Here is a 24,028-nt window from a genome sequence, read left to right on the forward strand (position 1 = left end):
AAGAGGGTGAATAAGAAGGTATGGAAATTGTTCGAAATGGGCAGAAAATTCTGTTGACAGAGTGGGAATTATTTCAGGCGTATGAAGAACAGAAGTATTTGTACTTAAAAGAAAGCGTTCTGGAAAATATGGAAGACTGTCTTCCAAAAGAGATGTATAGCAAATTGAAAGCAAATGAAGATTACAAGGAAAGAAGCATCACTTTATTCCAAAAATATTATGAGGATTATCATATGGAATATGATGTGGCACTAAAAGAGGCAATCCGCGATTCTGCGAAAAAGTTTCTTGATGCAGAAAAAGCAGAACTTGTAGAAGAAAAAGGAAGGAACAGTAAAGGATGAAAAGAGAAAATTATATTATTACGGTAAAAAGCATTTATATACGTAATGCGGAGATGTTTTGCCCGGAAAGCATGACGAAACAGGAAATTTTGAACTTAGATGATATCGATATTTTTCAGTCCTGTGAGTTTGAAAGATACTGGAAAAATGCAGAAGTTTCTGCTTACTTATGTCAGATGGCTTGTGCAGAAGAAGAATTAAAAAGGGAACTTCAGAAAATTGCAGAATATTTCAAGATACCAGCCTGTTTTTTAGAAGCAATTCCTGTAAAAAAAGATTTGGAAGATGATATATTTCATAATAATGGAGAGAAGGAAAATGAAGAAAGCACTACTTAAAAAGATACCTGTTGTGGAAGCCGGTATTAAGGATAAACAATATATGGAACTTTGCAGACAAAACTATCTGATGAAGGTACAAAAGGCTACGGTAGCACATAAACGGACTTTAATCCTAAATCTTTATGACGCGGAAAACATTATAAAGGAGCAATATCAGCCGTTCTGTCGCATCTTTTTTTCTAATAGAGACTTTATTACATATTTTATAAAAGAAAACCGTTGGTCTATAAAAACTTTGGATATCTTGGAAGCTGAAAAGGGGAAATTTATATCTCAGATTGCGATACGAACATATAAGGAAAAAAGGAGTATTCAACAGTTTTTTCATTGTACAGATGATGCCGTAGACAGTATACAACTGATACAAATAGAACAGCAGAAAAGAAAAGCAGAAAAGTCGTTAAAAAGAAAAAAAAGAAGGATAAAAGATATAGAGTCTCTATTTCGCAGTGTGAAACCAGTGACTGGGAGATTTGAAAAATGGCTGGAATACGAGGTGTTAAAAGAAAGTCAATATATTTTCTATCAGTATTCCAGAAGAAAGATGATAGATTGCACATGTAGTCATTGTAAATCGGAATATCAATTGGAGAGATCTATACCAAGGCATAACAAAGAATATGTGTGTCCCATTTGCAAGCGGAAATCAATTTTTAAAGCAAAAGGAAAATCAGGATATTTTTCTGATTATTCAGAAGCAGTTAAAATTGAAAAAGCATCAGATAGAATCATACTACGTCATTTTGAAGTTAGAAAATCTTATGCTGCGCATGGTACGGGAGAATATACATTATCCTATCATGAAGACTATCGGGCTGTATTTCAGGAAAAATTCCATTTTTATTACCCGGTTTATAGCTGTTTGGCTCATAAGAATGTATGGAAAGAGAAATATATAGATCCGTATTTTCACTACAGATATCATTTGAATTATACGATAAAAGCATATCAGACGATAACCCAAATGCCTGGAATGGTGTATCCATATAATTTGAAAAATGTTTTTAAAGGAACACCATTTGAATATTGCTCCTTAGATTATTTTGTCAAAAATAATCGTTTTGTAGAGCTGCCGGTTGTATATTATCTGAAGACATATTTAAAATTCCCATTGCTTGAACAGTTCGTGAAGCAGAATATGTTTTATATCGCTTTGGAATGCCTATATCAGCTTCCAAACGAATGGGAAGAAACAAAGGAAACGAATACAAGACATTTCTTAGGAATAAATTCACGATATTGCTCTATCCTAAGTAAGTATAATATGGGGATAAGAGAATGGGGCGTTTTACAGAAAATGGAAAAACTAAAAATCCATTTGTCGGAACAGGAAATTTTTGCATATTGTAAAATTTTTGAGAGTAATAGAGATTTCTTGGAATTAAACCAGTATGCATCTATTCGGAAAATTGTGAATTATCTGGCAAAGCAGATTGAAAAAGAAGAAAAAGGAAAGGCATATAAGTTGTCCGGTGATGTATCTGGTATCAGTCATGTGGAAATGAAATGTTATCAGACGTATATAAGAAGCTGGAAAGATTATATTGAGTGGGCAGAAAAATTGGAATATGATCTGAAAAGCCGATACGTTCTGTTTCCAAAAAACTTTAAAGATGTTCACGACAAGACTTTCCTGGAGTATCAAAAACAACAAGATAAGATGGAAAGAAGAAAACAGGCAAAAGAAAGAAGAACCGTGAACCAACTTTTAAAGAAAGATATAAAACTACTGGATACCAAAATTCAGGATAAGGATTATCTTTTAAAAGTTCCTGAAAATTGTCAGGAAATCCGAAAAGAAGGGCAGGCGTTAGGACATTGTGTAGGAAGTTATATCCCTCATATTGCCAATCGGGAATGTGATGTGTATTTTATCCGGAAAAAGACCGACCCAGATAAGCCTTTTTTTACGGTTGACTGGAGAAGAGGGAAGATTGTGCAATGTCAGGGGAAAGGGCGGATTCGTTATCCGCAGGAAATGGTAGAATTTGTTCATTATGCAGAAGAAAAATTAAGGCTTCTAAAAGGAGAAGAAGAAAAAAAGGCTGCATAGAAATATAAAAATTTTAAGAGAATAGAAACACAGGCAGAAGGATTAGAACATTCTTCTGCCTTTTCTTATGAAGAGAAAGGAACAGAGATATGAATGATGTATTGGAAAAATTACAACGTGTCAAAATCCAAAATAAGACCAGGCTGTCCAAAGAAGACCAGCAATTTTGTCAGATACAGCAAAAATTATATGACAGTACCAGAAATCATTTTTTAAGTATGTTTGTAGATATGGAAACACTGCACCAGCAGGAACTGACCTTTTATGGAAAGGTACAGAAATATGCAGACAGGGTGTACCAACAGAACCTGATTTGTATGGATAAAAAGAAACAAACAGAACTGATGGAAAAGGTACATAATCATTTTATCAGAACCATTATTTCCTTCTTTAACCGGAAATATGGTCTTGCCATACAGAAACATTCGTATGAACGCTATATTTCCCTGCAGACTCTGGCAGAACCCGTATTACATAAGCGGATTTCTTCTTTAACAGAAGAAGAGAAGCAAATTTATCGGGAAGAAAGGAAGAAATGCTGTAAACAGAAAGAAGAAAATCTTCATGAAGTTTTGTTTGCCAGAATTGAGTATCCGTTGATTTTGGATGATATTTTTTCTTATCTGGGCGGTTTTAGTTTTCAGGAGAAAGTGGAGCAGGAGATTAAAACAGATGCAAAAGCAGGAGTGACCTATGCAAAATATAAATTGCAAAGTAAAAAACTGTCCATTCAAAACCTGTTATGCAGCAAAACAGATCTTTGGGGAGAATACGAAATCTGTCTGGATAGTGAAAAATATAAAGCACTTTTACGGGCATTGACTTTTTTTGACTCCAGTAAAGAACAGGTTTCTATTTATGATGGCTGGCTGGAAAGATTTGTAAGTTTTTCATATAGCGGGAAAAAGGAGAAAGAAGGGATTTTTGATGAACACCCTGCGCTTGGAAAGAAAGTTGTTAAATTTAAGTATTTTAAAAATGGCAGATGGGATATTGTTTTTGCCAGTGGTGTACATGCATTGTCTTTTGCCAAAGAGTATCTCGGCTATAAGGAGGCGGCCTAATGGGAAAATACAAAAGAGATAAGGGACTTCAAATACCAATGGAGCAAAGACAAAACTTGAATGCGAAAATTTTGTATCTAGTGGAAAATCATGAAACAGAACTATATGGGATCACACCAGAGGATATTTTTAATGTGTATATGGGAAATGGTGGGCTGCATGGACTGGACAGGAAAGACTTTCAAAATTTTCATGCTTATACAGAAGCGAAAAAAGAAATAGAGCAGGGACAGTTTTTTACACCAGCGGAAATATGTGAATTTCTTGTTGCCTGCGTCAAACCGGAACCGAAGGATATAATTTATGATTTGACTTATGGTAAAGGAGATTTTTTTAATTATCTTCCTACAGAAAGTAATATCTATGGAACAGAAATTGATATGAAAGCGGTGAAGATTGCCCAGTACCTCTACCCGAAGGCAAACCTGCAATATGGCGATATCCGGCAGTATTCCCCTGTTTTAAGCGGGGATATTGTGTTTGGAAATCCGCCCTTTCATCTGGAATGGGGAACAAAAGAAGCACCGGTATCTTCCCAGATGTATTACTGCAAAAAAGCATATCAGGTACTGAAAAACGGGGGTCTTTTGGTTTTGCTGGTCTCGGAAAGTTTCCTTTCAGATGATTTTTCAAATAAAGGGGATATTGAAGAAATCAATCACATGTTTAATTTGATTGTACAATTTTCTTTGCCGGCAGATGCATTCAAAGAGTATGGTGTGACATCTTTTCGGACAAAAGCAATGATTTTGCAGAAAAAGAGTCAGTATGTAACAGAAAGACCATACACTACAGAGTTGGAAGTTCTGAAGCGGCCACAGGAAATTTATCAAACTTATGTGTTACCGGTTCTTCAGGAACGAAGAAAAAATGCTGCAAATATTTATTTTGAATGTCAGAATACAGATTTAGAGGCAAAGCAGAAACAGGTATTTCAGGAAAAAACGGTGAAACTTTTGTTTGATATCAAAAGAAATCGAAATATCGCTCATAAAGCTGGACTGGCAGAAGCGATTTTGCAGAAATACCTGAAGCAGACGAAACCGGAGGAACTTTCCTGGCAGGAGTGGGAAAAAATTAAAATACAGCCGGAAGATGTTTTACGGAAATTAAAGGGGATTTTATCTTCTGCGAATAAGACATACAGGAATGAAATCCGGATTGTAAAGACAACTTATGGATTTAAAGAAAAGGATTATCGGGAAAATGGGACCGATATGAATTTGGGTTCTATCAATTCTTTTGTATTATCCAAAAGAGAAGTTCCTGGATTTGAGCAGTTCTTAAAGAAGAAACGGCGAGAATTTGCATTGCAGGAAACATCTTTTGAGAAAATGAAGCAGGATGACAAAATTGCAGAATATCTGGAAAATTGGCATGTAACAAGTCAAATGACAGGGGAGGTCAAATATCTGAATGCTGTACAGAAAAAAGAAGTGAATAAACTGCTGCAGAAACGATACGCTGCCCTACAGTTTTCTATGGGAACTGGAAAAAGCCTTTGTACACTGGCAATGGCGCAGTACAGAATGAAATATAATCCTGTCCGGAATATATTCATTGTCGGCACAGCCCTGGCAATCAATAATACATGGGAAGAAATATTGGAAGACTATCAGATTGATTTTTACCGTATTCGGAAGAGGGAGGACATAAAAAGGGTACAGAGAGGACAGATTGTGCTCTTGACTATCAATCTGCTTACGGAATTAAAAAGGGAGATGAAAAAACTGTTACGTATCCGCTGTCAGAAAGTCATGTTGATTTTTGATGAAAGTGATGCAATTACCAACGGAAGTTCAAAACGTACAAAAGCAATGCTTTCTGTTTTTCGAAAATGCAGATATAAAGTGCTGGCAACAGGAACACTGACAAGAAATAACGTGGTAGAAGCAGCACCTCAATTAGAACTGCTTTATAACAACTCTATTCATTATCTGGCAAAGAATGAATGGATCTACCGATTCAAAAACGGACAGATGGAAAAAAATAGGAACTTCTTTTTGAATCAGCCATTTCCAGCTTATAAAAGAGGGTATGAACTGTTTTCTTATTCCTATTTACCAAAGAAGATTACAGTGTTTGGTCTGGAGAAGGCAAATCAGGATATTTATAATGCATCATTTTTAGATGAATTATTAGAAAAAACAGTCATAACAAAAAATTTTGAAGAAGTGGTAGGAAGGAAAATTTATAAGATTTACCAGGGAACCTGTTCTTTTAGCGAAAGGGAAAAAGAAGTGTATCGAATAGCAGTAAAAGAGTTTGATAAAATCCGCAGGAAGTATTTTGCAGCTTACGGCAATGCACGAAAGGATTCCATGTTTCGGATTTTGCAGCAACTGCTGCTCCTTCTGAAGATATGTGCAGATCCTTCTCTTGCATACGAATACGATAGCAATGAAGTACCTACGAAGGTAAAAAAAGCAATCCGTCTTTTGCAGATGTGGAAGTATGAGAAGGTTGCGATTGGAGTACGCAGAATAGAAGTGGCAGATTCCTATTACCGATATTTAAAGCAGGCATTTCCAGAAAGGCAGATCTTTTATATCACAGGGGATAAAGTTCCATGCAAGCAGCGGCAGAGGATTGTAGAAAAACTAAGAAAGACAGAAAATGGGATATTACTTTCTACGCAGCAAAGCTTGTCAGAATCTATGAATATAGATGATGTGGATAAAATTATCCTACCAGAGCTTCATTACAATCATGCGGCTATGGAACAGTATTATTTTCGGTTTATCCGGTATACGTCCAGAAATTTTAAGCAGGTGGTATTTTTAATTTATGAAAATTCCATTGAAGTGAACCTGCTAAAGATGATACTGGCGAAGGAGAAACTTAACCTGTTTATGAAAAATCAATTGCTAGAAAACGGAGAACTATATGAAAGATTCGGCATCAATCCCCAGATATTTTCCCTTTTGATGACAACCAGTGTGGATCAGGAAGGAAAACTTCAGATTCAATGGGGCGAACAAAAAATTAGTTAGAGTGTTTGAAAAAGAAACATACGTAATGATAATTTATGGCAGAATTTTTACTCAAAGAAATTCAAACTACGATACTTTTACTCTGCTTATAGCAGAACAATATATATTTTGAGAAAGTATTGAAAAGTTTATTAGAAAATACAGAATAGGCTTAAAAGTCTGTTTATATTTAGTGTAGAACTTAGCACAATAGTACGCAAAGTCTCCCTAGCGTGGCAATGACAGATATAAAAAATACTTGTTTTTCTGGTTCTTGTATTTTGAGGATTTGTCAGTAGAGATTTATAGGAAAGGAGGATGTATGAACCAGAAACATCAAAATGTTCCAATTTGGGAAAAAGCAAACCTTACTTTGGAAGAAGCGGCAGCTTTTACTAATATAGGAATAAACAAATTGAGGCAGTTAACAGACGAAGATGGATGTGAATATGTTCTTTGGATAGGTTCTAAAAGATTAATAAAACGTAAGAAGCTAGAAGAATTTTTAGAACATGCAGAAAGTTTATAAGAGTCATTGAAACAAGGGGCTTTGATATGATAATATTTGAATATCATTTCAAGGCTCTTTTTGGATTATGAAAGGAGAATATATGTCCGAAAAGAGAAGAGATAATAAAGGAAGAATTCTGAAAACAGGAGAAAGCCAAAAGAAAAATGGGCAATACATTTACCAGTATACGAATTCATTTGGGGAGAGAAAGGTAATCTATAGCTGGAAATTGGTAACAACAGATAAAGTTCCAGCGGGAAAGAGAGAGGATGTTTCACTTAGAGAAAAAATAAAAGAAATTGAGCGAAAATTAGAACAAGAGCTCATTATTACAGGGCAGAATATGACGGTTCTACAGCTAGTACAAAAATATATAGGACAGAAAACAGGTGTTAAAGATAATACCAGAAATAACTATAATTTTGTAATAAATATCATAAAAAAGGAGCCTTTTGGACAACTGAAAATAAATGAGGTAAAAAAGTCAGATGCAAAAGCATGGTTAATCAAGCTTCAGCAGGTAGATGGCAGAGGATATAGTACGATACATTCAGTGCGTGGAGTTGTTCGACCTGCTTTTCAAATGGCAGTAGACGATGATATTTTATTAAAAAACCCTTTTGAATTTCAGTTGGCGACGGTAGTTGTTAATGATAGCGTTACCCGAGATGCCATAACAAGAAAGCAGCAAAAAAAATTCTTAGAATTCATCAAGAATGATAAACATTTTTCGCGTTATTATGAAGGGATATATATTTTATTCCATACAGGAATGAGAATCAGCGAATTTGTAGGATTGACGCTGTCAGATATCAACTTGAGAGACAGAACCATTACTATAGATCATCAGTTGCAAAGAAATAGCCAGATGGTATATAAGGTTATCAATACAAAGACTACAGCGGGTGAAAGAACGATACCTATGACTGACGATGTATATGAATGCTTTAAAAAAATAGTAGAAATGCGGAAAAAAGTAAAGGTAGAACCCGTTATAGATGGTAAACTTGGATTTTTATATTTAGACAAAAATAATAAACCGATGGTTGCATTACACTGGGAGAAATATTTTCAACATATCCGAGAAAAATACAATCGCATTTATAAGGAACAGATGCCTATTATTACACCGCATGTTTGCCGTCATACTTACTGCTCTAATATGGCTAAGAGTGGAATGAACCCAAAAACGTTACAGTATTTGATGGGACATTCTGATATATCCGTAACTCTGAATACATATACTCACTTAAAATTTGAGGATGCGAGAGCAGAAGTAAAAAGAATTACGAAGCTCAATTGATGTATTTTGAACAATTTACATCATTTGAATTTGCATCAGATTTTTTGAGGATTAATATTAAATGTATGGTATAATTATCAAGAAGCCCATAAATATGAGAAATTTGAGTAAATATGTATAGAAACAAGTTCAAAAAGCGATGATGTAAAATGCAAAAATAGAAATTGATTTACATCACATTTTACATCATTTGGCGAAAAAAATATGTAGATTTACATAGGATTATAAAGACTTGTATAAGGACCAAACAAAAATATAAACTCTGTAAAGTCTTGAAAACATAGGGCTTTACAGGGTTATGAAGGGATTTGAAGAGTATGATAAAAGTACTATTTGTTTGCCACGGCAATATCTGCCGCAGCCCCATGGCAGAATTCATTTTAAAAGACATGGTGCAATCCCGGGGTATTGCATCTGAATTTCAAATTGCCTCTGCCGCCACCAGCACAGAAGAAATCTGGAACGGCATAGGAAATCCGGTATATCCTCCTGCAAAGGAGGAGTTGGCACGTCACGGCATATCCTGCGAAGAAAAGCGCGCCGTTCAACTGAAAAAAGTCAGATTATGATAAATATGATTATCTGATTGGTATGGACACCATGAATATCCGCAACATAGAAAAAATCACAGGACACAAAGGTGGAAAAATAAAAATGTTGCTGGAATACGCAGGCAGTTTAGCTTCTGTTATTGATCCCTGGTACAGCAGAAGATTTGACGATACCTACCGTGATATTGTCACAGGCTGTACCGCTTTTATGGAATACCTGAAAAAAGAGGGAAAGATATAAAAGCTTTTTTGAATAACTGAACCAGACAGAAAAAATTTAGCAGATTACCCGGAAAAGTTGGACATAGGATTATCCGGCAGTCTTTAGCGATTTTGCTGTATTGCTTCACAGGCGAGCTGTGCAATCAATTCCGCGCCGTGAGAATCCGGGTGCACGCCGTCCAGAAGAAAATATTCCGGGTGGATTCTTGTATATTCATGTACATCAATTACAGGAAGCTGTTTTTGCTCTCCCAGCTCTTTTATGGCGCTGGATAGGGTATCTGCCACATTCGTCTGCATTTTATAGTGGTTGGCAGGCTTAAAGCTTTCCGGAAAAATGGCGGCAGGAGTCATAAGGAATATTTGGGGCTTACTGTCAAGGGAACAGTAATGAGAAATCAATTCCTTATAGTCTTTCAGAAACTTTTCTGTTCCTGTCCAGTTATAGGGCTTGGTATCATTGGTACCCAGCATAATTAGCACAATATCCGGGTTAAAATCACCGCTTTCCTGAAAGGCAGGATTATCCCAGTAAGGGAAGTTGCCGCTTTTTTGAAGCGTATATCCGCTGGCACCGAAATTTTTGACCAGATAGCGGCTCCCCAGCATTTGCTGCAGGCGCGCCAGGATAGGAATGAATAAAACGATCCTCTATTTTTGCGCCATAGGTAATGCTGTCACCTACGCAGGCAATTCGGGTGGCAAAGCTTTTTTGCACAGCAATGAGCAGAGCAGGCGAGGTAATAATGAGGAAAAGGACGAAAAAAAGGAAAAGGGACTTTATTTTTCGATTTTTAGCTTTCATAAAAAACTCCTTTGGTGTATGCTGTAATATAGAGATATTGTAAAAGGTATTGGCGAAAAATACAAGGCAGGGATAAAAATGAACGAGAAGAAAGAAGAAATTTTGCAGAAACGACCCTTCTGGGAGCATTTAACAAAAATTCAGAAGGAATTATTATTAAGAGAGGCCCGGATTGTCCGGTACCAGGCAGGAAACAGTATTTATTCCAGTGTAAGAGAGTGTCTGGGCGCTGTTTTTATTCTGGAAGGAATCATGCGCACTTATCTGCTTTCAGATGAAGGGAAAGAAGTTACCATGTACCGGCTGCGTGAGGGAGATTGCTGTGTTCTGGCAGCTTCCTGTATTCTTTCTGCAATCACTTTTGATGTGGAAATTGAGGCTCAGACAGACTGTGTTGCTCTTGTAATTCCGGCAGGACTTCTGGCAGCAGTTTCCAGAGAAAATGTATATATGGATAATTTTATGTATAAGGAAACAGCGAAACGGTTTTCTGATGTAGTGGAGGCTTTGCAGCAGATGATTTTTCTGAGTCTGACCCAGCGAGTAGTATCCTTTTTGCTGGACGAGTCATCGAAAAGTGGTTCTTCCACCATTACTATGACCCATGAAGAAATTGCAAAAATCATAGGAAGCGCAAGAGAAGCAGTAAGCCGAACGTTGAAGCAACTGGCAAAAAACGGCTGCATTGCTTTAAATCGAGGAGAAATTATCCTGAAGAAAAAAGAAGAACTCTATCGGCTTTTATAAAGAGCCATAGAGTTCTTCTTCCCTTCCTGTAAAATTTTGTTTTACTGCAAAAGCTCCAACAGCTTGCTCTTTGGCACAGCGCCCACAGATTTTCCAGCTACCTGTCCGTTTTTAAAAACCAGAACGGTTGGAATATTCATAATACCAAACTGTCCTGCCAGAGCAGGGGAAGCGTCTACATCAATCTTTCCCACTTTATACATACCGTGAGCCTCTTCTGCCAGCTCTTCAATTACAGGCGCCAGCATTTTGCAGGGCATACACCAGGTAGCCCAGAAGTCTACCAGAACAGGAACATCAGAATTTAAAACCTCCTGTTCAAAATTTTCTGTTGTAAATTCCATTGCCATAGTTTTAATCTCCTTTTCCTCTTTTTAATGCTTTTGTATCTTGTGTTCCTATTTTACCACAGAAAATTCCTTTCGTCTGTGATAAGCTTACATTTCTTTTTCTCTTTTTTGCTGCTGCAGATATTCTACAGCCTTAGTTCCTGCCAAAGCGCCTTCATACACAGCCTTTGAAATCTGCAAAAGACCTCCTGTACAATCTCCGGCAGCAAAAAGTCCGGGAAGGGCTGTGCTGGTATCCGGTTCAATTAAAATGTGATTGTCTTCCATAAAAAGTCCCAGTTTTCTGGCAATGTCTGTGCTGTCTGCAGTTCCAAGAGCCACAAAAAGTCCGTCCAGTGGGAAAAGAGTGCGATCCTCCAGTTCCAGGTTAGAGAGAGAGGTATCGCCTTTGGCAGAAACAATTTTTCGTTTTTCTATAGAAATGCTCCCCAACTCGGAAACAGAAAATTCAGGATTTTTCCCATTTGTAAGAATCGTAACCTTTTTTGCCAGAGGCTCTAAAACTTTTGCCTCATGGAGCGCATAAGGACCATTCCCCAGAACAGCCACTTCCTTTTGGCGGTAAAAGAAGCCATCGCAAATGGCGCAGTAGCTGATATTGTTTTCCTCGTATTTTTTCAATTCCTTTAAAGAAAGTGTATTCCTTTTTGTTCCGGTTGCCAGAATCACTGCCTTTGCATGAAAATTATGAAAAGCAGTGCGAACCAGATACTCTCCGTTGTATTCTATGGATAAAAGCTCTTCCTGCAGAGCAGGAACAGACAGTGCCTGTATTTGTACCAGTCCGTTTTCATAAAGTTGCTTTCCGGAAATTGGTGCAGGAAAACCGTAATAGTTTTCAATTTCCTTTGCCTTTTCCAGGGCTCCGCCGTCCTTGTAGAGTATGAGAGGGGTGATACCTGCCCGGACAGCATACAGGGCTGCAGATATGCCCGCCGGACCTGCGCCGGCAATAATCAGCTCCGTGTTTTGCTCTGGGTTTTTCAGTGTTTGTTCCATAAAGCTCTGTACCTCCTTTTATTATTAAGAATAGCACAATTCGCAGAAGAAGCAAAGCTTTTGAGAGAGGCGCAGCAGATGCATATTGAAAATGTACAGCTCTTCGCAGAAATAACCAAAGAAAGATAATTTTATTAGACAATTAAAACAGGTTTTCTTTTTTTATCTATAGAGAAATAGTGAAAAATAATAAAATTTTATAATCAAACTCTAAAGAAATTGTGAAAAAAGCAAGTGGTAGAACCAGTGTATACCAAACGGTATAGAAAAACCATGGAATATCTTACAAAAAGAGCAGAAAACTTTAAAAAACTACATGAAAAAATGACGAAATTTCCGGCATTTTGCGGGAAGAAAGGAAAGATTGACAAATCAATTAATTAGCAGTAATGTGTTAAAAGCAATTAATAAGAAGACACAAAAACAAGTGCCATATCTGTTTTATTGCCACAGCAACAATAGAAAATGGAAAGGAGAAAGTGAAGAATTCATTAACACAGAAAGGGGAGATGTCCTACGAATAACATAGCGGAAAGAATTACGGAAGAGTTAAATTGCGAAACCGTATTCAATATTCCCATCTTCGGCGGGATTCCGATAGGAGAATCTGTAGTGGTTACCTGGATTATCATGGCGGTGCTTACCCTTCTGGCTATTGTGTTTGTCCGAAATCTGAAAGTGGAAAATCCGGGAAAGAAGCAGTTGGCGCTGGAAGCTTTTATAAGTTTTCTGGATAATTTCTTTACAGACATTCTGGGCAAAGAGGGCAGAAGATATATTCCTTATCTGATTTCCACAGCTCTTTATATCGGAGTGGCGAACCTTATCGGTTTGCTTGGCTTTAAGCCCCCTACTAAGGATTTGAACGTAACGGCAGCTTTGTCACTTATGAGTCTTTTCCTGATTTATTATTCCGGCTTCCATAAAAAAGGTATGAAAGGATTTCTAAAAAGTTTTGCAGAACCTATGCCTTTGGTTACACCAATTAACATTATGGAAATTGCAATCCGTCCCATATCTTTGTGTATGCGGCTTTTTGGTAATGTAATTGGTTCCTTTGTTATTATGGAATTGCTGAAAACGGTAATGCCGGCGATTTTGCCCATTCCGTTCAGTTTGTATTTTGATGTTTTTGACGGTCTGATTCAGACCTATGTATTTGTTTTTTTAACGTCCCTCTTTATAAAAGAGCAGATAGAAGAGTAAATTCAAGAAGAAAAGGAGAAATGAATTATGACAGCAGCAATCGGAGCAGCTATTGCAGTATTAACAGGTATTGGAGCAGGTATTGGTATCGGTATGGCAACCTCTAAGGCAGTAGAGGCTATTGCAAGACAGCCGGAGGCAGAGAGCAAAATCAGTAAAGCCCTTCTTTTAGGCTGTGCTCTTGCAGAGGCAACAGCCATTTACGGTTTCGTTATCGGTCTGTTAATTTTATTCTTATAATTCATCAATGAGAGAAAGGCAGGTGCAGGAAAGGTGCTGAAATTAGGTTGGGACCTTGTCTGGACGATTATAAACCTGATTGTTCTTTATCTTTTGATGAAAAAATTCCTTATCGGACCAGTTCTGGGAATTATGGAAAAAAGAAAGGCACTCATTGAAAGCCAGCTTGACAATGCAAAGACCGTTCAGGAAAAGGCAGAGGAGTTAAAAGGGCAGTACGAACAGGCGCTTTCTTCTGCAAAAGAAGAATCTGTACAGATTATTGAAGATGCGAAGGCAGACGCAAGGCAGATGAGTGAGGGCATTGTGAAGAATGCAAATCTGCAGGCAGCAAAAATCATAGAAACAGCAAAGAATACTGCAGAGCAGGAAAGAGAAAATGCCATGCAGGGTGCAAAAGCGGAAATCGCAGGTTTGGCTATGGAAGCGGCAAAAAAGCTGCTTTTAGATGGCAGCAGCGAAAATGGAAACCGCATGCTCTATGATGAATTTTTAGCAAAAGCAGGTGATGCACATGACACAGACCTCCATTAATTACGCAAGAGTGCTTTACGGGCTTTCCGTTTCTCCGGAGAGTATCAAAGAGGCAAAGGAAATTTTTGAAAAGACACCACAGCTTTTCCCTGTGCTGGAAAGCCCGGTGGTGCCCGTTTCACAGAAGGAAAAAGCCATAAAGAGAATTTTTGAGAAAAAGGTGGCGGATGTTATCTGTGTTCTTTGCAGACATCATCACGCAGAACTTTTATATGAGATTTTTCAGGCATATCAGGAATATTATAACGAACAGAATCAGATTTTAAACGCAGAGCTTTCCTATGTGGTTCCGCCGTCCAAAGAGCAGTTGGAGGGAATCGAGGCATTTTTAAATAAGAAATACGGAGCAAAGGCAGTGGCGTTTACATTAAAAGAAGAGAAAAGCCTGGTGGGAGGATTTGTCCTTCGGGTAAAAGACCAGGAATTTGATTACAGCTTAAAAGGCCGTATCAATGCATTACAACAAAAATTAATCTGGAGGTGAACGGTTTGAGTTCAATCAATTCAGAAGAAATTATTTCTATTCTGAAAGAAGAAATTGAAAATTTCGATACCAAAGCTGGCGTCCGGGAAGTAGGAAACGTCATCTGGGTAGGCGACGGAATTGCGACTGTTTACGGGATTGACCATGCCATGTACGGCGAAATTGTAACCTTTGAAAATGGTGTTAAGGGAATGGTGCAGGATATCAAAAGAAATGAAATCGGTGTTATCATTTTCGGCAAGGACACAGGTATTAAGGAAGGTACAAAGGTTGCCCGTACTAAGAAAAAAGCAGGTATTCCTGTAGGAGAGGGATTTATCGGAAGAATCGTCGATGCTCTGGGCGCTCCTATTGACGGCAAGGGTGAAATCAAGGCCCAGGACTACCGTCCAATCGAGCAGGAGGCGCCAGGAATTATTGACCGTAAGTCTGTATCTGTGCCAATGGAAACCGGTATTCTTGCCATTGATTCCATGTTCCCAATCGGACGCGGACAGCGTGAGTTGATTATCGGTGACCGTCAGACAGGTAAAACTTCTATTGCTGTAGATACAATTTTAAACCAGAAAGGCAAAAATGTGATTTGTATCTATGTAGCTATTGGTCAGAAGGCTTCTACAGTAGCTAAGTTGGTGGGAACTTTGGAAAAATACGGCGCTATGGAATATACCACGGTATTTTCCGCAACAGCAAGTGACTGTGCGCCTTTGCAGTACATTGTACCATATTCCGGTACAGCTCTTGCAGAATACTTTATGTATCATGGTAAAGACGTACTGATTGTATATGATGATTTATCCAAGCATGCAGTGGCTTACCGTGCGCTGTCCCTGCTTTTAGAGCGTTCTCCGGGACGTGAGGCTTATCCCGGCGATGTTTTCTATCTTCATTCCAGACTGCTGGAGCGTTCCAGCCGTTTGAGCGAGGAGGCAGGAGGTGGTTCCATTACAGCGCTGCCTATTATTGAAACACAGGCAGGAGATGTATCTGCTTACATTCCTACCAACGTTATTTCCATTACAGACGGACAGATTTTCCTGGAAAGTGATTTATTTAACGCGGGTGTGCGTCCGGCAGTAAACGTAGGTCTTTCTGTATCCCGTGTAGGCGGTGCGGCACAGACAAAGGCAATGAAAAAAGCATCAGGAAGCATGCGTATTGATTTGGCACAGTACCGGGAAATGGAAGTATTTACCCAGTTTTCCTCTGACCTGGATGATGCAACAAAGGCACAGCTTGATTATGGAAAATGTTTAATGGAGCTTTTAAAGCAGCCTCTTTGCAGACCTCTTGCTTCTCATGAACAGGTGATTACCCTGTGGGCAGTGACTCATAAGGTTCTTACCGATATTCCGATAAAAGAGGTGAAGAAGTTCCAGATGGATATGCTGGAATATTTTGATACCAAATATCCGGAAATCAGAGAGGAAATCAATGGAAAGAAGGTGCTTTCCGAGGAACTTGGTAAGAAAATTTTGAAGGTAGCAGAGGAATTTAAGGACAGGAACAGGTGATAAAATGGCAAGTGCAAAAGAGATACAAAGCCGTATGAAAAGTATCCAGGATACAATGAAAATTACCAGTGCCATGTACATGATTTCTTCATCAAAATTAAAAAGAGCCAGAAAAACTCTGGCAGATACAGAGCCTTATTTTTATTCTCTTCAGTCTGCCATAGGACGTGTTCTGCGTCATATGGATGATACAGAGCATAAATATTTTGATGAAAGATTGGAAATTGCGCCGGAGGATAAGAAAATCGGATACATTGTCGTTTCTGCAGATAAGGGGCTGGCAGGAGCCTATAACCACAATGTCTTTAAAATCGCAGAAGAATGTATGGAAAAAAATCACCATACCCAGCTTTTTGTTCTGGGTGAGGTGGGAAGACAGTATTTCTTTAAAAAAGACGTGGACGTGGATACGAATTTCCGTTTTACGGTGCAGAAGCCTACCATGCACAGAGCCAGGGTGATTTCCGAAAAGATGATTGCCATGTACCTGGAGGGTGAACTGGACGAGGTTCACATTATCTATACCCGTATGGCAAATGCAGCCACCATGGTAGCTGAAAAGAAGCAGCTTTTGCCGCTGAAAAAAGCAGCCTTCAATACGTCCCTGCAGCAGCTTGTAGATATTCACCAGGAGGAAATCGAAATGGTTCCTTCTGCGGAAGAGGTGTTAAACAGCATTGTACCAAACTACCTGCGCGGTATGATTTACGGCTGTCTGGTAGAATCCTATGCCAGTGAACACAATTCCCGTATGATGGCCATGGACGCGGCAACTTCCAGTGCCAGGGACATGCTGAAGGATTTATCAATAAAATACAACCGTGTGCGGCAAGCTGCCATAACCCAGGAAATTACAGAGGTTATCAGCGGCGCCAAAGCACAGAAAAAGAAACTGTAAAAAGGAGGTTTCCTTTTAATGGAAAAGGGTAAAATTGTACAGGTCATGGGACCTGTCGTAGACGTAGAATTTGAAAATCAGGACCTCCCAAGCATCAAAGACGCTCTGACTGTAGAGTTAAACGGCAGAAAGCTGGTTATGGAAGTAGCGCAGCATATTGGAAATCGTACCGTGCGCTGTATTATGCTGGCTTCCAGCGACGGGCTTTGCAAGGATATGGAGGTTACTGCTACAGGAGCAGGTATTTCCGTGCCTGTAGGAAAAGAAACGTTGGGACGTCTTTTTAATGTTCTGGGTGAAACCATAGATAAAGGCCAGCAGTTAGAAAACGTCAAGCATTGGGTTATTCACAGGGATCCGCCAACCTTTGAAGAACAGAGTCCTGTTGTAGAGATTCTGGAAACAGGTATTAAGGTTATCGACCTTCTGGCACCTTATGCAAAGGGTGGTAAAATCGGGCTTTTCGGTGGCGCCGGTGTGGGCAAAACCGTATTGATTCAGGAACTTATCAGTAATATTGCAACAGAGCACGGCGGATATTCTATTTTTACCGGCGTTGGAGAGCGTTCCCGTGAAGGAAATGATCTCTGGACAGAAATGAAAGAATCCGGGGTTCTGGAAAAAACAGCTCTGGTGTTTGGACAGATGAATGAGCCGCCTGGTGCCCGTATGCGTGTAGCAGAAACAGGTCTTACCATGGCAGAGTATTTCCGTGATGAAGAGCATCAGAATGTGTTGCTGTTTATTGATAATATTTTCCGTTTCACACAGGCTGGTTCTGAGGTGTCCGCTCTTCTGGGACGTATGCCTTCCGCAGTAGGCTATCAGCCTACGCTGGCAACAGAAATGGGTGAGCTGCAGGAGCGTATTGCGTCTACAAAGAACGGTTCTGTTACTTCTGTACAGGCAGTTTATGTGCCTGCCGATGACCTGACAGACCCGGCGCCTGCCACAACCTTTGCACATCTGGACGCTACCACGGTTCTGTCCAGAAAGATTGTAGAGCAGGGTATTTATCCGGCAGTCGATCCTCTGGAGAGCAGTTCTCGTATTTTGGAAGTAGATGTAGTAGGCGAAGAACACTACGAAACTGCCAGAAAGGTACAGGAATACCTGCAGAAATACAAGGAACTTCAGGATATTATTGCAATTTTGGGTATGGAAGAGCTTTCTGAAGAAGATAAAAAGATTGTTGCCCGTGCCAGAAAGGTACAGAAATTTCTTTCTCAGCCTTTCCATGTGGCAGAAGTCTTTACCGGTATTCCAGGTAAATATGTGCCTTTAAAGGAAACAATCCGCGGCTTTAAGATGATTGTCAATGGAGAAATGGACGAGTATCCGGAAAATGCATTCTTTAACGTAGGTACCATTGATGAGGTTATTGAAAAGGCAAAGCAGGAAGCCTGAGAACGAGAAACAGTAAGGAGTGAAGGCATATGAATACATTTGGTTTAAATGTCATTGCCAGTGATAAGGATTTTTATCACGGCAGAGGAAAATCTATCTCACTCCCTGCAAAAGATGGCGCTATCACCATACTGGCGCATCATGCAGATATGATGGTTGCCATTGTTCCGGGAGAAATGCGTATTCAGACAGAGGACGATACCTGGTATACAGCCATTGTAGGCGGCGGTTTTGCACAGATTATCAACAACCGTGTTACTGTGCTGGCAGACAGTATTGAAAGACCGGAGGATATTGACTTAAAACGTGCCCGCGATGCAAAGGAACGTGCAGAAGAGCAGCTTCGCCAGAAACAGAGTCTGCAGGAATATTATGTTTCTAAGGCCTCCCTGGCAAGAGCTATGGCTCGTATGAAGGCAGCAAGGGATAAAGGAATCTGAGAAGATTACAGCAGAATAAATAGAATCTGAAATAAGAAAAGACAGAGTCGTGCAAAAGCAGTGTGCGGCTCTATCTTTCTACTTTTTGTGGGAGTGCGCTGTCACGGAATGCTATTACTCTGAATTATGCATTACATAGTAATTAGTTATAACGCCCTGTATGCATTGACAAAGCCGGAAATAGTTGGTAGAATGTCAACAAAAGTTAGCCAAAAAGCATGGAAGAAGGTGCTGTATGAATAAAAGGATATTGTCCATTCTGGTTGAAAATACAGCCGGTGTACTGAGCCGGGTTTCCGGATTGTTCAGCCGCCGGGGATACAACATAGACAGTCTGTCAGCCGGTATTACCACGGATCCAAACTACACTCGTATGACAGTGGTGTGCAAGGGAGATGAGCTGATTCTGGAGCAGATTACCAGACAGGTGGAGAAGTTGGAAGACGTACTTTCCGTAAAAGTCTTAAAGGACGGACAGAGCGTAACCAGAGAGCTGATGCTGGTAAAGGTAAAGGTAACGCCTGAGCAGAGAGCCGGGGTTTCTGCCATTGTGGATATTTTCAGAGCCAATATTATTGATGTGGGCAAAGAGTCCATGATTATCGAGCTTACAGGAAACAAATCAAAGCTGGAGGCATTTATTGATCTGCTGGACGGCTATGAGATTCTCGAACTGGCAAGAACCGGTATTGCAGGTCTTTCCAGAGGGGCAGATGATATTTTTTATCCTTCCGATGAGGAGGAAGATTTTTAACTTTATAGGAAAATTCGTTTACAACCCGTTGCAGGCGGAAAATCTCGTAGCGAGATTATTTAACTTAGGTTATTGGAGATTTTATCTCTGACATACATAAAAAAATTCAGGAGGAAGAAAAAATGGCAGTAAAAATTTATTATCAGGAAGATTGCAACATGGCTTTATTAGAGGGGAAAACCATTGCCATTATCGGTTATGGAAGCCAGGGTCATGCACATGCATTAAATTTAAAGGAATCAGGCTGTAACGTCATTGTAGGCTTGTATGAAGGATCTAAATCCTGGGATAAGGCTGTAAAGCAGGGATTTGAGGTTTACACAGCAGCAGAAGCGGCAAAAAAAGCAGATATTATCATGATTCTTATTAATGACGAGAAGCAGGCAAAGCTCTATAAGGAATCCATTGAGCCGAACCTGGAAGAAGGCAATATGTTGATGTTTGCTCACGGTTTTGCAATCCATTTCGGACAGATTAAACCTCCCGCAAATGTAGATGTAACTATGATTGCTCCAAAAGCACCAGGTCATACAGTAAGAAGTGAATATCAGATTGGACGCGGTACTCCTTGTTTAGTGGCTGTACAGCAGGATTATACAGGTAAAGCAAAAGACAAGGCTTTGGCTTATGCAGCAGCTTTAGGCGGTGCAAGAGCAGGTGTTCTGGAAACTACTTTCAAAGTGGAAACAGAAACAGACCTTTTTGGAGAACAGGCAGTTCTTTGCGGTGGTGTTACAGCTCTTATGAAGGCAGGGTTTGAAACTCTGGTAGAAGCAGGTTATGCTCCGGAAAATGCATACTTTGAATGTATCCATGAAATGAAACTGATTGTAGATCTGATTTACGAAAGCGGTTTTAAGGGCATGAGATATTCTATCTCCAATACAGCAGAATTTGGTGATTATATTACAGGACCTAAGATTGTGACAGAAGAAACAAAGAAAGCCATGAAACAGATTTTGGCAGATATTCAGGACGGTACCTTTGCAAAGAACTGGATTCTGGAAAATCAGTCCGGTTGTATGCACTTTGGTGCAATGAGAAGAAGAGAAGCAGAGCATCAGTTAGAAGAAGTAGGTGCAGAACTTCGTAAGTTGTACAGTTGGAACGGAAAAGAAAAACTGATTGACAACTGATTGGATTTTTGAGAAAATTGTGTAAAAGAACAGAGCTGCCGCAGAACCCCATAGATGGGCTGTGACAGCTCTGTTTTTAAGCATTTTTTTTGCAAAAGTCTATAAATTCCTGAATAACAGGATTGGTCTGAGTATCTGCCAGATGGACAAAACCGATTTCCCGTTTGTGGATAGGAGCGGGAAGGGGGATTTCTACCAGTGTGCCCTCCTGCAGTTCTTTTTCCACGAACTGGCGGATTACGCAGGCAACCCCCAGTCCAATTTTGGTAAATTCAATAAGCAGATCCATGGCAGAAACTTCCAGGACATTGCTGTTTTCAATGTGATGAAAAGCCAGATAATCATCAATATACTGTCGGGTGATGTTTTCCTTATCCATAAGCATCAGGGCCGCAGTTCTTAAAATATCCTCCTTGGAATCTGTTCGCAGTGCCAGATTTTCCAGATAGCTGTTAGTGCTGACAAAAATATCTTCGATTTCTCCCAGAGTTTCAAAAGGAATATGATGCAGTCTTTCCGGTTTTCCGATAAGCCCCAGGTCGATTTTGTTTTCTTTCAGAAGCTGGAGCGTGTGGTTGGTGGACTGACATTCAATAGTAATACGGATATGAGGGTGGGCGGCAATAAAGTCCTTTAAATAATCCAGAAGTACGTATTTGCAGAGGGTGGTGGATACACCAATGCGTAAATGTCCGATGCCCAGTTCATTGATTTTCTTAAGCTGCATTTCTCCAAGCTGAAGGGAATAAAAGGCCTTCTGCACATAGTCATAGAGAACCTCTCCTTCCTCTGTGAGATGTACCCCTCTGGAATTTCGGGAAAACAGAGTGACCTCCAGATTTTGTTCCAGTTTACGAATGGATTTGCTGATGGCAGGCTGGCTGATATAAAGCTCTGCTGCGGCTTTTGAAATGTTTCCGGTATTTGCAACCGTGTAGAAAACTTTGTATAGGGAAAGATTCTGATCCATAAAAGTCTATCCTTTCTGTTGTGTTTATAAATTAAAGTTATGTCTGTCATGTTTTATATGTATTTCTATTATAGCAAAATATATGATAAAATGGCAATAGCAAAAACAGCAGGAGGTAAAGCTATATGGGAATGACAATGACACAAAAAATTCTGGCAGCCCATGCCGGATTAGATAAAGTAGAAGCAGGACAGTTAATAGAAGCAAATTTGGATTTGGTGCTGGGAAATGATATTACTTCCCCGGTAGCCATTCATGAAATGGATAAAATGACAGTAGATACCGTGTTTGATAAGGACAAGGTGGCTTTGGTTATGGATCACTTTATTCCGAATAAGGATATTAAATCAGCAGAACACTGCAAATGTGTGAGGGAATTTGCATGCCGCCACGAGATTACCAATTATTTTGATGTAGGGGAAATGGGAATTGAGCATGCTCTCCTTCCTGAAAAGGGATTGACTGTTGCAGGCGATGTGATTATCGGTGCAGATTCCCATACCTGTACTTATGGCGCTTTGGGTGCATTTTCCACAGGAGTGGGAAGCACGGATATGGCAGCAGGCATGGCAACCGGAAAAGCATGGTTTAAGGTTCCTTCTGCCATTAGGTTTAATCTGGTGGGAAAACCTGCGAAGTGGGTCAGCGGAAAAGATGTGATTTTACACATTATCGGTATGATTGGCGTAGACGGTGCGCTTTATAAATCTATGGAGTTTGTGGGGGAGGGCATTCAGAATTTGTCTATGGATGACCGTTTTACCATTGCAAATATGGCAATTGAGGCAGGAGGAAAAAATGGAATTTTCCCGGTCGATGATGTTGCTATTGAATACATGAAGGAACATTCCATGCGCCCATATACTGTATACGAGGCTGATGAGGATGCTGTATACGACGAGGAATACACCATTGATTTAAGTGCCTTGAAATCCACGGTGTCCTTTCCTCATCTTCCTTCAAATACCAGAGTGGTGGAAGAGCTTTCCGAAGAAGTAGCCATTGACCAGTCAGTCATTGGTTCCTGTACAAACGGCAGGATTGATGACCTGAGATGTGCTGCGGAAATTTTGAAGGGACGTAAGGTGAAAAAGGGCGTTCGCTGTATTGTGATTCCGGCAACGCAGAAAATTTATCTTCAGGCAATGGAAGAGGGGCTTTTAAAAATCTTTATTGAGGCAGGTGCTGTGGTAAGTACTCCGACCTGCGGTCCGTGTCTGGGTGGTTATATGGGGATTCTGGCAGAGGGAGAGCGTTGTATTTCCACTACAAACCGGAATTTTGTAGGCCGCATGGGACATATAAAATCAGAGGTCTATCTGGCAAGCCCTGCAGTGGCAGCAGCCAGTGCCGTGACAGGGAAAATTTCTGTTCCGGAAGAATTAGGGTTATAAGGAGGAGAGAAAGATGAAGGCAAGCGGAAGTGTTTTTAAATATGGAGATAATGTAGATACTGATGTGATTATTCCTGCCAGATATCTGAATTCGTCAGACCCGGCAGAACTGGCAGAGCATTGCATGGAGGATATTGACAGGGATTTTGTAAAAAAAGTAAAAAAAGGCGATATCATTGTGGCAGACAAAAACTTTGGCTGCGGCTCTTCCAGAGAACATGCTCCGATTGCGATTAAGGCAGCAGGGGTAAGCTGTGTGATTGCAGAAACCTTTGCCAGAATTTTTTATCGCAATGCTATTAATATCGGTCTTCCTATTGTGGAGTGTCCGGAGGCGGCAAAAGGAATTCAAGCCGGAGATGAGGTAGAGGTGGATTTTGACAGTGGTATAATTACTAATAAGACCAGGGGGACTTCTTTTCAGGGACAGGCGTTCCCGGAATTTATGCAGAAAATTATTAAGGCGGAAGGTCTGGTAAATTATATTAATGGACAGAAGTAAGAAAAAACTTTAGAATTTATAAAACAAGGGGATTGCTGTACAGAAACACAGCAGTCCTTTTTGTGCTGGAATTTTTAAGAGGGATTTTGTAACATAAAAAGGTATCTGCATTTACAGATACCTTTAGTCGGGGCAACAGGATTTGAACCTGCGACCTCACGGCCCCCAGCCGTGCGCGCTACCAAGCTACGCCATACCCCGGAACGAATTATATTCTATCAGATTTCATTGGAAAAATCAAGAACTTTTTTGGTGAAAATAAGTAGGATAGAACTTGACATTTTGCC

Annotated in this window: 25 protein-coding genes, 1 tRNA gene and 1 pseudogene; 21 read left to right on the forward strand and 6 right to left on the reverse strand. The window is 39.8% G+C overall.

The window, feature by feature from the left end; all coding sequences use genetic code 11:
- Positions 1–20: 20 nt before the first annotated feature.
- From DQQ01_RS07975 to DQQ01_RS18120, 8 genes and pseudogenes are all read left to right on the forward strand, one after another.
- Positions 21–344, forward strand: coding sequence for a hypothetical protein (locus DQQ01_RS07975; RefSeq protein WP_021740638.1), 324 nt, complete (start codon positions 21–23; stop codon positions 342–344).
- On the forward strand, positions 341–682 hold the full coding sequence (locus tag DQQ01_RS07980) for a hypothetical protein (RefSeq protein WP_111919582.1): 342 nt from the start codon (positions 341–343) through the stop codon (positions 680–682). The genes DQQ01_RS07975 and DQQ01_RS07980 overlap by 4 nt, the downstream gene beginning before the upstream one ends.
- Positions 663–2,738: a PcfJ domain-containing protein gene (locus DQQ01_RS07985; protein WP_162624285.1), complete on the forward strand. Its 2,076-nt coding sequence runs from the start codon at positions 663–665 to the stop codon at positions 2,736–2,738. The genes DQQ01_RS07980 and DQQ01_RS07985 overlap by 20 nt, the downstream gene beginning before the upstream one ends.
- Positions 2,739–2,827: 89 nt before the next feature.
- Complete coding sequence (locus DQQ01_RS07990; protein ID WP_111919584.1) at positions 2,828–3,802, forward strand: hypothetical protein; 975 nt, start codon at positions 2,828–2,830, stop codon at positions 3,800–3,802.
- Positions 3,802–6,795, forward strand: a complete 2,994-nt coding sequence (locus tag DQQ01_RS07995) for a DEAD/DEAH box helicase (RefSeq protein ID WP_111919585.1) — start codon at positions 3,802–3,804, stop codon at positions 6,793–6,795. The genes DQQ01_RS07990 and DQQ01_RS07995 overlap by 1 nt, the downstream gene beginning before the upstream one ends.
- 301 nt (positions 6,796–7,096) lie before the next feature.
- Positions 7,097–7,303 (forward strand): excisionase, encoded by a 207-nt coding sequence (locus tag DQQ01_RS08000; RefSeq protein ID WP_111919586.1) that lies wholly within the window; start codon positions 7,097–7,099, stop codon positions 7,301–7,303.
- A gap of 82 nt (positions 7,304–7,385) precedes the next feature.
- Positions 7,386–8,588 carry a site-specific integrase gene (locus DQQ01_RS08005; RefSeq protein WP_111919587.1) on the forward strand — a complete coding sequence of 401 codons (1,203 nt, stop codon included), beginning with the start codon at positions 7,386–7,388 and terminating at the stop codon, positions 8,586–8,588.
- A 317-nt stretch (positions 8,589–8,905) separates the two neighbouring features.
- Positions 8,906–9,380: pseudogene (locus tag DQQ01_RS18120) on the forward strand (low molecular weight protein-tyrosine-phosphatase).
- An 83-nt stretch (positions 9,381–9,463) separates the two neighbouring features.
- Here the strand turns inward: DQQ01_RS18120 and DQQ01_RS08015 are convergent.
- The gene (locus DQQ01_RS08015) at positions 9,464–9,970 is read right to left on the reverse strand and encodes a GDSL-type esterase/lipase family protein (RefSeq protein WP_111919588.1); all 507 of its coding nucleotides are present in this window, start codon (positions 9,968–9,970) and stop codon (positions 9,464–9,466) included.
- A complete protein-coding gene (locus DQQ01_RS15885) occupies positions 9,885–10,166 on the reverse strand; it encodes a hypothetical protein (protein WP_162624286.1) in 282 nt (93 codons plus the stop codon). Before DQQ01_RS15885 ends, DQQ01_RS08015 begins: the two co-directional genes overlap by 86 nt.
- A 78-nt stretch (positions 10,167–10,244) precedes the next feature.
- Between DQQ01_RS15885 and DQQ01_RS08025 the strand changes: the two genes are divergently transcribed.
- Complete coding sequence (locus tag DQQ01_RS08025; RefSeq protein WP_111919590.1) at positions 10,245–10,913, forward strand: Crp/Fnr family transcriptional regulator; 669 nt, start codon at positions 10,245–10,247, stop codon at positions 10,911–10,913.
- 41 nt (positions 10,914–10,954) lie between these two features.
- On the opposite strand, the gene trxA is transcribed toward DQQ01_RS08025, so the two are convergent.
- A complete protein-coding gene (trxA, locus tag DQQ01_RS08030) occupies positions 10,955–11,263 on the reverse strand; it encodes a thioredoxin (protein WP_111919591.1) in 309 nt (102 codons plus the stop codon).
- A gap of 87 nt (positions 11,264–11,350) precedes the next feature.
- On the reverse strand, positions 11,351–12,262 hold the full coding sequence (locus DQQ01_RS08035) for an NAD(P)/FAD-dependent oxidoreductase (RefSeq protein ID WP_111919592.1): 912 nt from the start codon (positions 12,260–12,262) through the stop codon (positions 11,351–11,353).
- Between the two features lie 537 nt (positions 12,263–12,799).
- On the opposite strand from DQQ01_RS08035, the gene DQQ01_RS08040 reads away from it, so the two are divergent.
- From DQQ01_RS08040 to ilvC, 10 genes are all read left to right on the forward strand, one after another.
- The gene (locus DQQ01_RS08040) at positions 12,800–13,468 is read left to right on the forward strand and encodes a F0F1 ATP synthase subunit A (RefSeq protein WP_111919593.1); all 669 of its coding nucleotides are present in this window, start codon (positions 12,800–12,802) and stop codon (positions 13,466–13,468) included.
- Between the two features lie 27 nt (positions 13,469–13,495).
- Positions 13,496–13,708: an ATP synthase F0 subunit C gene (gene atpE / locus DQQ01_RS08045; protein WP_111919594.1), complete on the forward strand. Its 213-nt coding sequence runs from the start codon at positions 13,496–13,498 to the stop codon at positions 13,706–13,708.
- A 33-nt stretch (positions 13,709–13,741) separates the two neighbouring features.
- Entirely contained in the window at positions 13,742–14,242 is a 501-nt protein-coding gene (atpF, locus tag DQQ01_RS08050; RefSeq protein ID WP_111919595.1) for a F0F1 ATP synthase subunit B, read from the forward strand.
- A complete protein-coding gene (atpH, locus tag DQQ01_RS08055; RefSeq protein WP_111919596.1) occupies positions 14,223–14,726 on the forward strand; it encodes an ATP synthase F1 subunit delta in 504 nt (167 codons plus the stop codon). Before atpF ends, atpH begins: the two co-directional genes overlap by 20 nt.
- A 5-nt stretch (positions 14,727–14,731) precedes the next feature.
- A complete protein-coding gene (gene atpA, locus DQQ01_RS08060; RefSeq protein ID WP_111919597.1) occupies positions 14,732–16,240 on the forward strand; it encodes a F0F1 ATP synthase subunit alpha in 1,509 nt (502 codons plus the stop codon).
- A gap of 4 nt (positions 16,241–16,244) precedes the next feature.
- Complete coding sequence (gene atpG, locus DQQ01_RS08065; RefSeq protein ID WP_111919598.1) at positions 16,245–17,138, forward strand: ATP synthase F1 subunit gamma; 894 nt, start codon at positions 16,245–16,247, stop codon at positions 17,136–17,138.
- A gap of 18 nt (positions 17,139–17,156) precedes the next feature.
- Entirely contained in the window at positions 17,157–18,545 is a 1,389-nt protein-coding gene (gene atpD / locus DQQ01_RS08070) for a F0F1 ATP synthase subunit beta (protein WP_111919599.1), read from the forward strand.
- Positions 18,546–18,574: 29 nt separating this feature from the next.
- Positions 18,575–18,985 (forward strand): ATP synthase F1 subunit epsilon, encoded by a 411-nt coding sequence (gene atpC / locus DQQ01_RS08075; protein WP_111919600.1) that lies wholly within the window; start codon positions 18,575–18,577, stop codon positions 18,983–18,985.
- Positions 18,986–19,220: 235 nt separating this feature from the next.
- Positions 19,221–19,739 (forward strand): acetolactate synthase small subunit, encoded by a 519-nt coding sequence (gene ilvN / locus DQQ01_RS08080; protein ID WP_111919601.1) that lies wholly within the window; start codon positions 19,221–19,223, stop codon positions 19,737–19,739.
- Between the two features lie 122 nt (positions 19,740–19,861).
- Positions 19,862–20,875: a ketol-acid reductoisomerase gene (gene ilvC, locus DQQ01_RS08085; protein ID WP_111919602.1), complete on the forward strand. Its 1,014-nt coding sequence runs from the start codon at positions 19,862–19,864 to the stop codon at positions 20,873–20,875.
- A gap of 76 nt (positions 20,876–20,951) precedes the next feature.
- Here the strand turns inward: ilvC and DQQ01_RS08090 are convergent, their stop codons facing one another.
- Positions 20,952–21,845, reverse strand: a complete 894-nt coding sequence (locus DQQ01_RS08090; protein ID WP_111919603.1) for a LysR family transcriptional regulator — start codon at positions 21,843–21,845, stop codon at positions 20,952–20,954.
- A gap of 125 nt (positions 21,846–21,970) precedes the next feature.
- On the opposite strand from DQQ01_RS08090, the gene leuC reads away from it, so the two are divergent.
- Together leuC and leuD are read left to right on the forward strand one after the other, a co-directional pair.
- Entirely contained in the window at positions 21,971–23,239 is a 1,269-nt protein-coding gene (gene leuC / locus DQQ01_RS08095; RefSeq protein WP_111919604.1) for a 3-isopropylmalate dehydratase large subunit, read from the forward strand.
- A 13-nt stretch (positions 23,240–23,252) separates the two neighbouring features.
- Positions 23,253–23,741 carry a 3-isopropylmalate dehydratase small subunit gene (gene leuD, locus DQQ01_RS08100; RefSeq protein ID WP_111919605.1) on the forward strand — a complete coding sequence of 163 codons (489 nt, stop codon included), beginning with the start codon at positions 23,253–23,255 and terminating at the stop codon, positions 23,739–23,741.
- A gap of 127 nt (positions 23,742–23,868) precedes the next feature.
- Here the strand turns inward: leuD and DQQ01_RS08105 are convergent.
- A tRNA-Pro gene (locus DQQ01_RS08105) sits at positions 23,869–23,942 on the reverse strand.
- Positions 23,943–24,028 lie beyond the last annotated feature (86 nt).

The organism is Blautia argi, from assembly GCF_003287895.1.
GTDB lineage: Bacteria > Bacillota > Clostridia > Lachnospirales > Lachnospiraceae > Blautia > Blautia argi.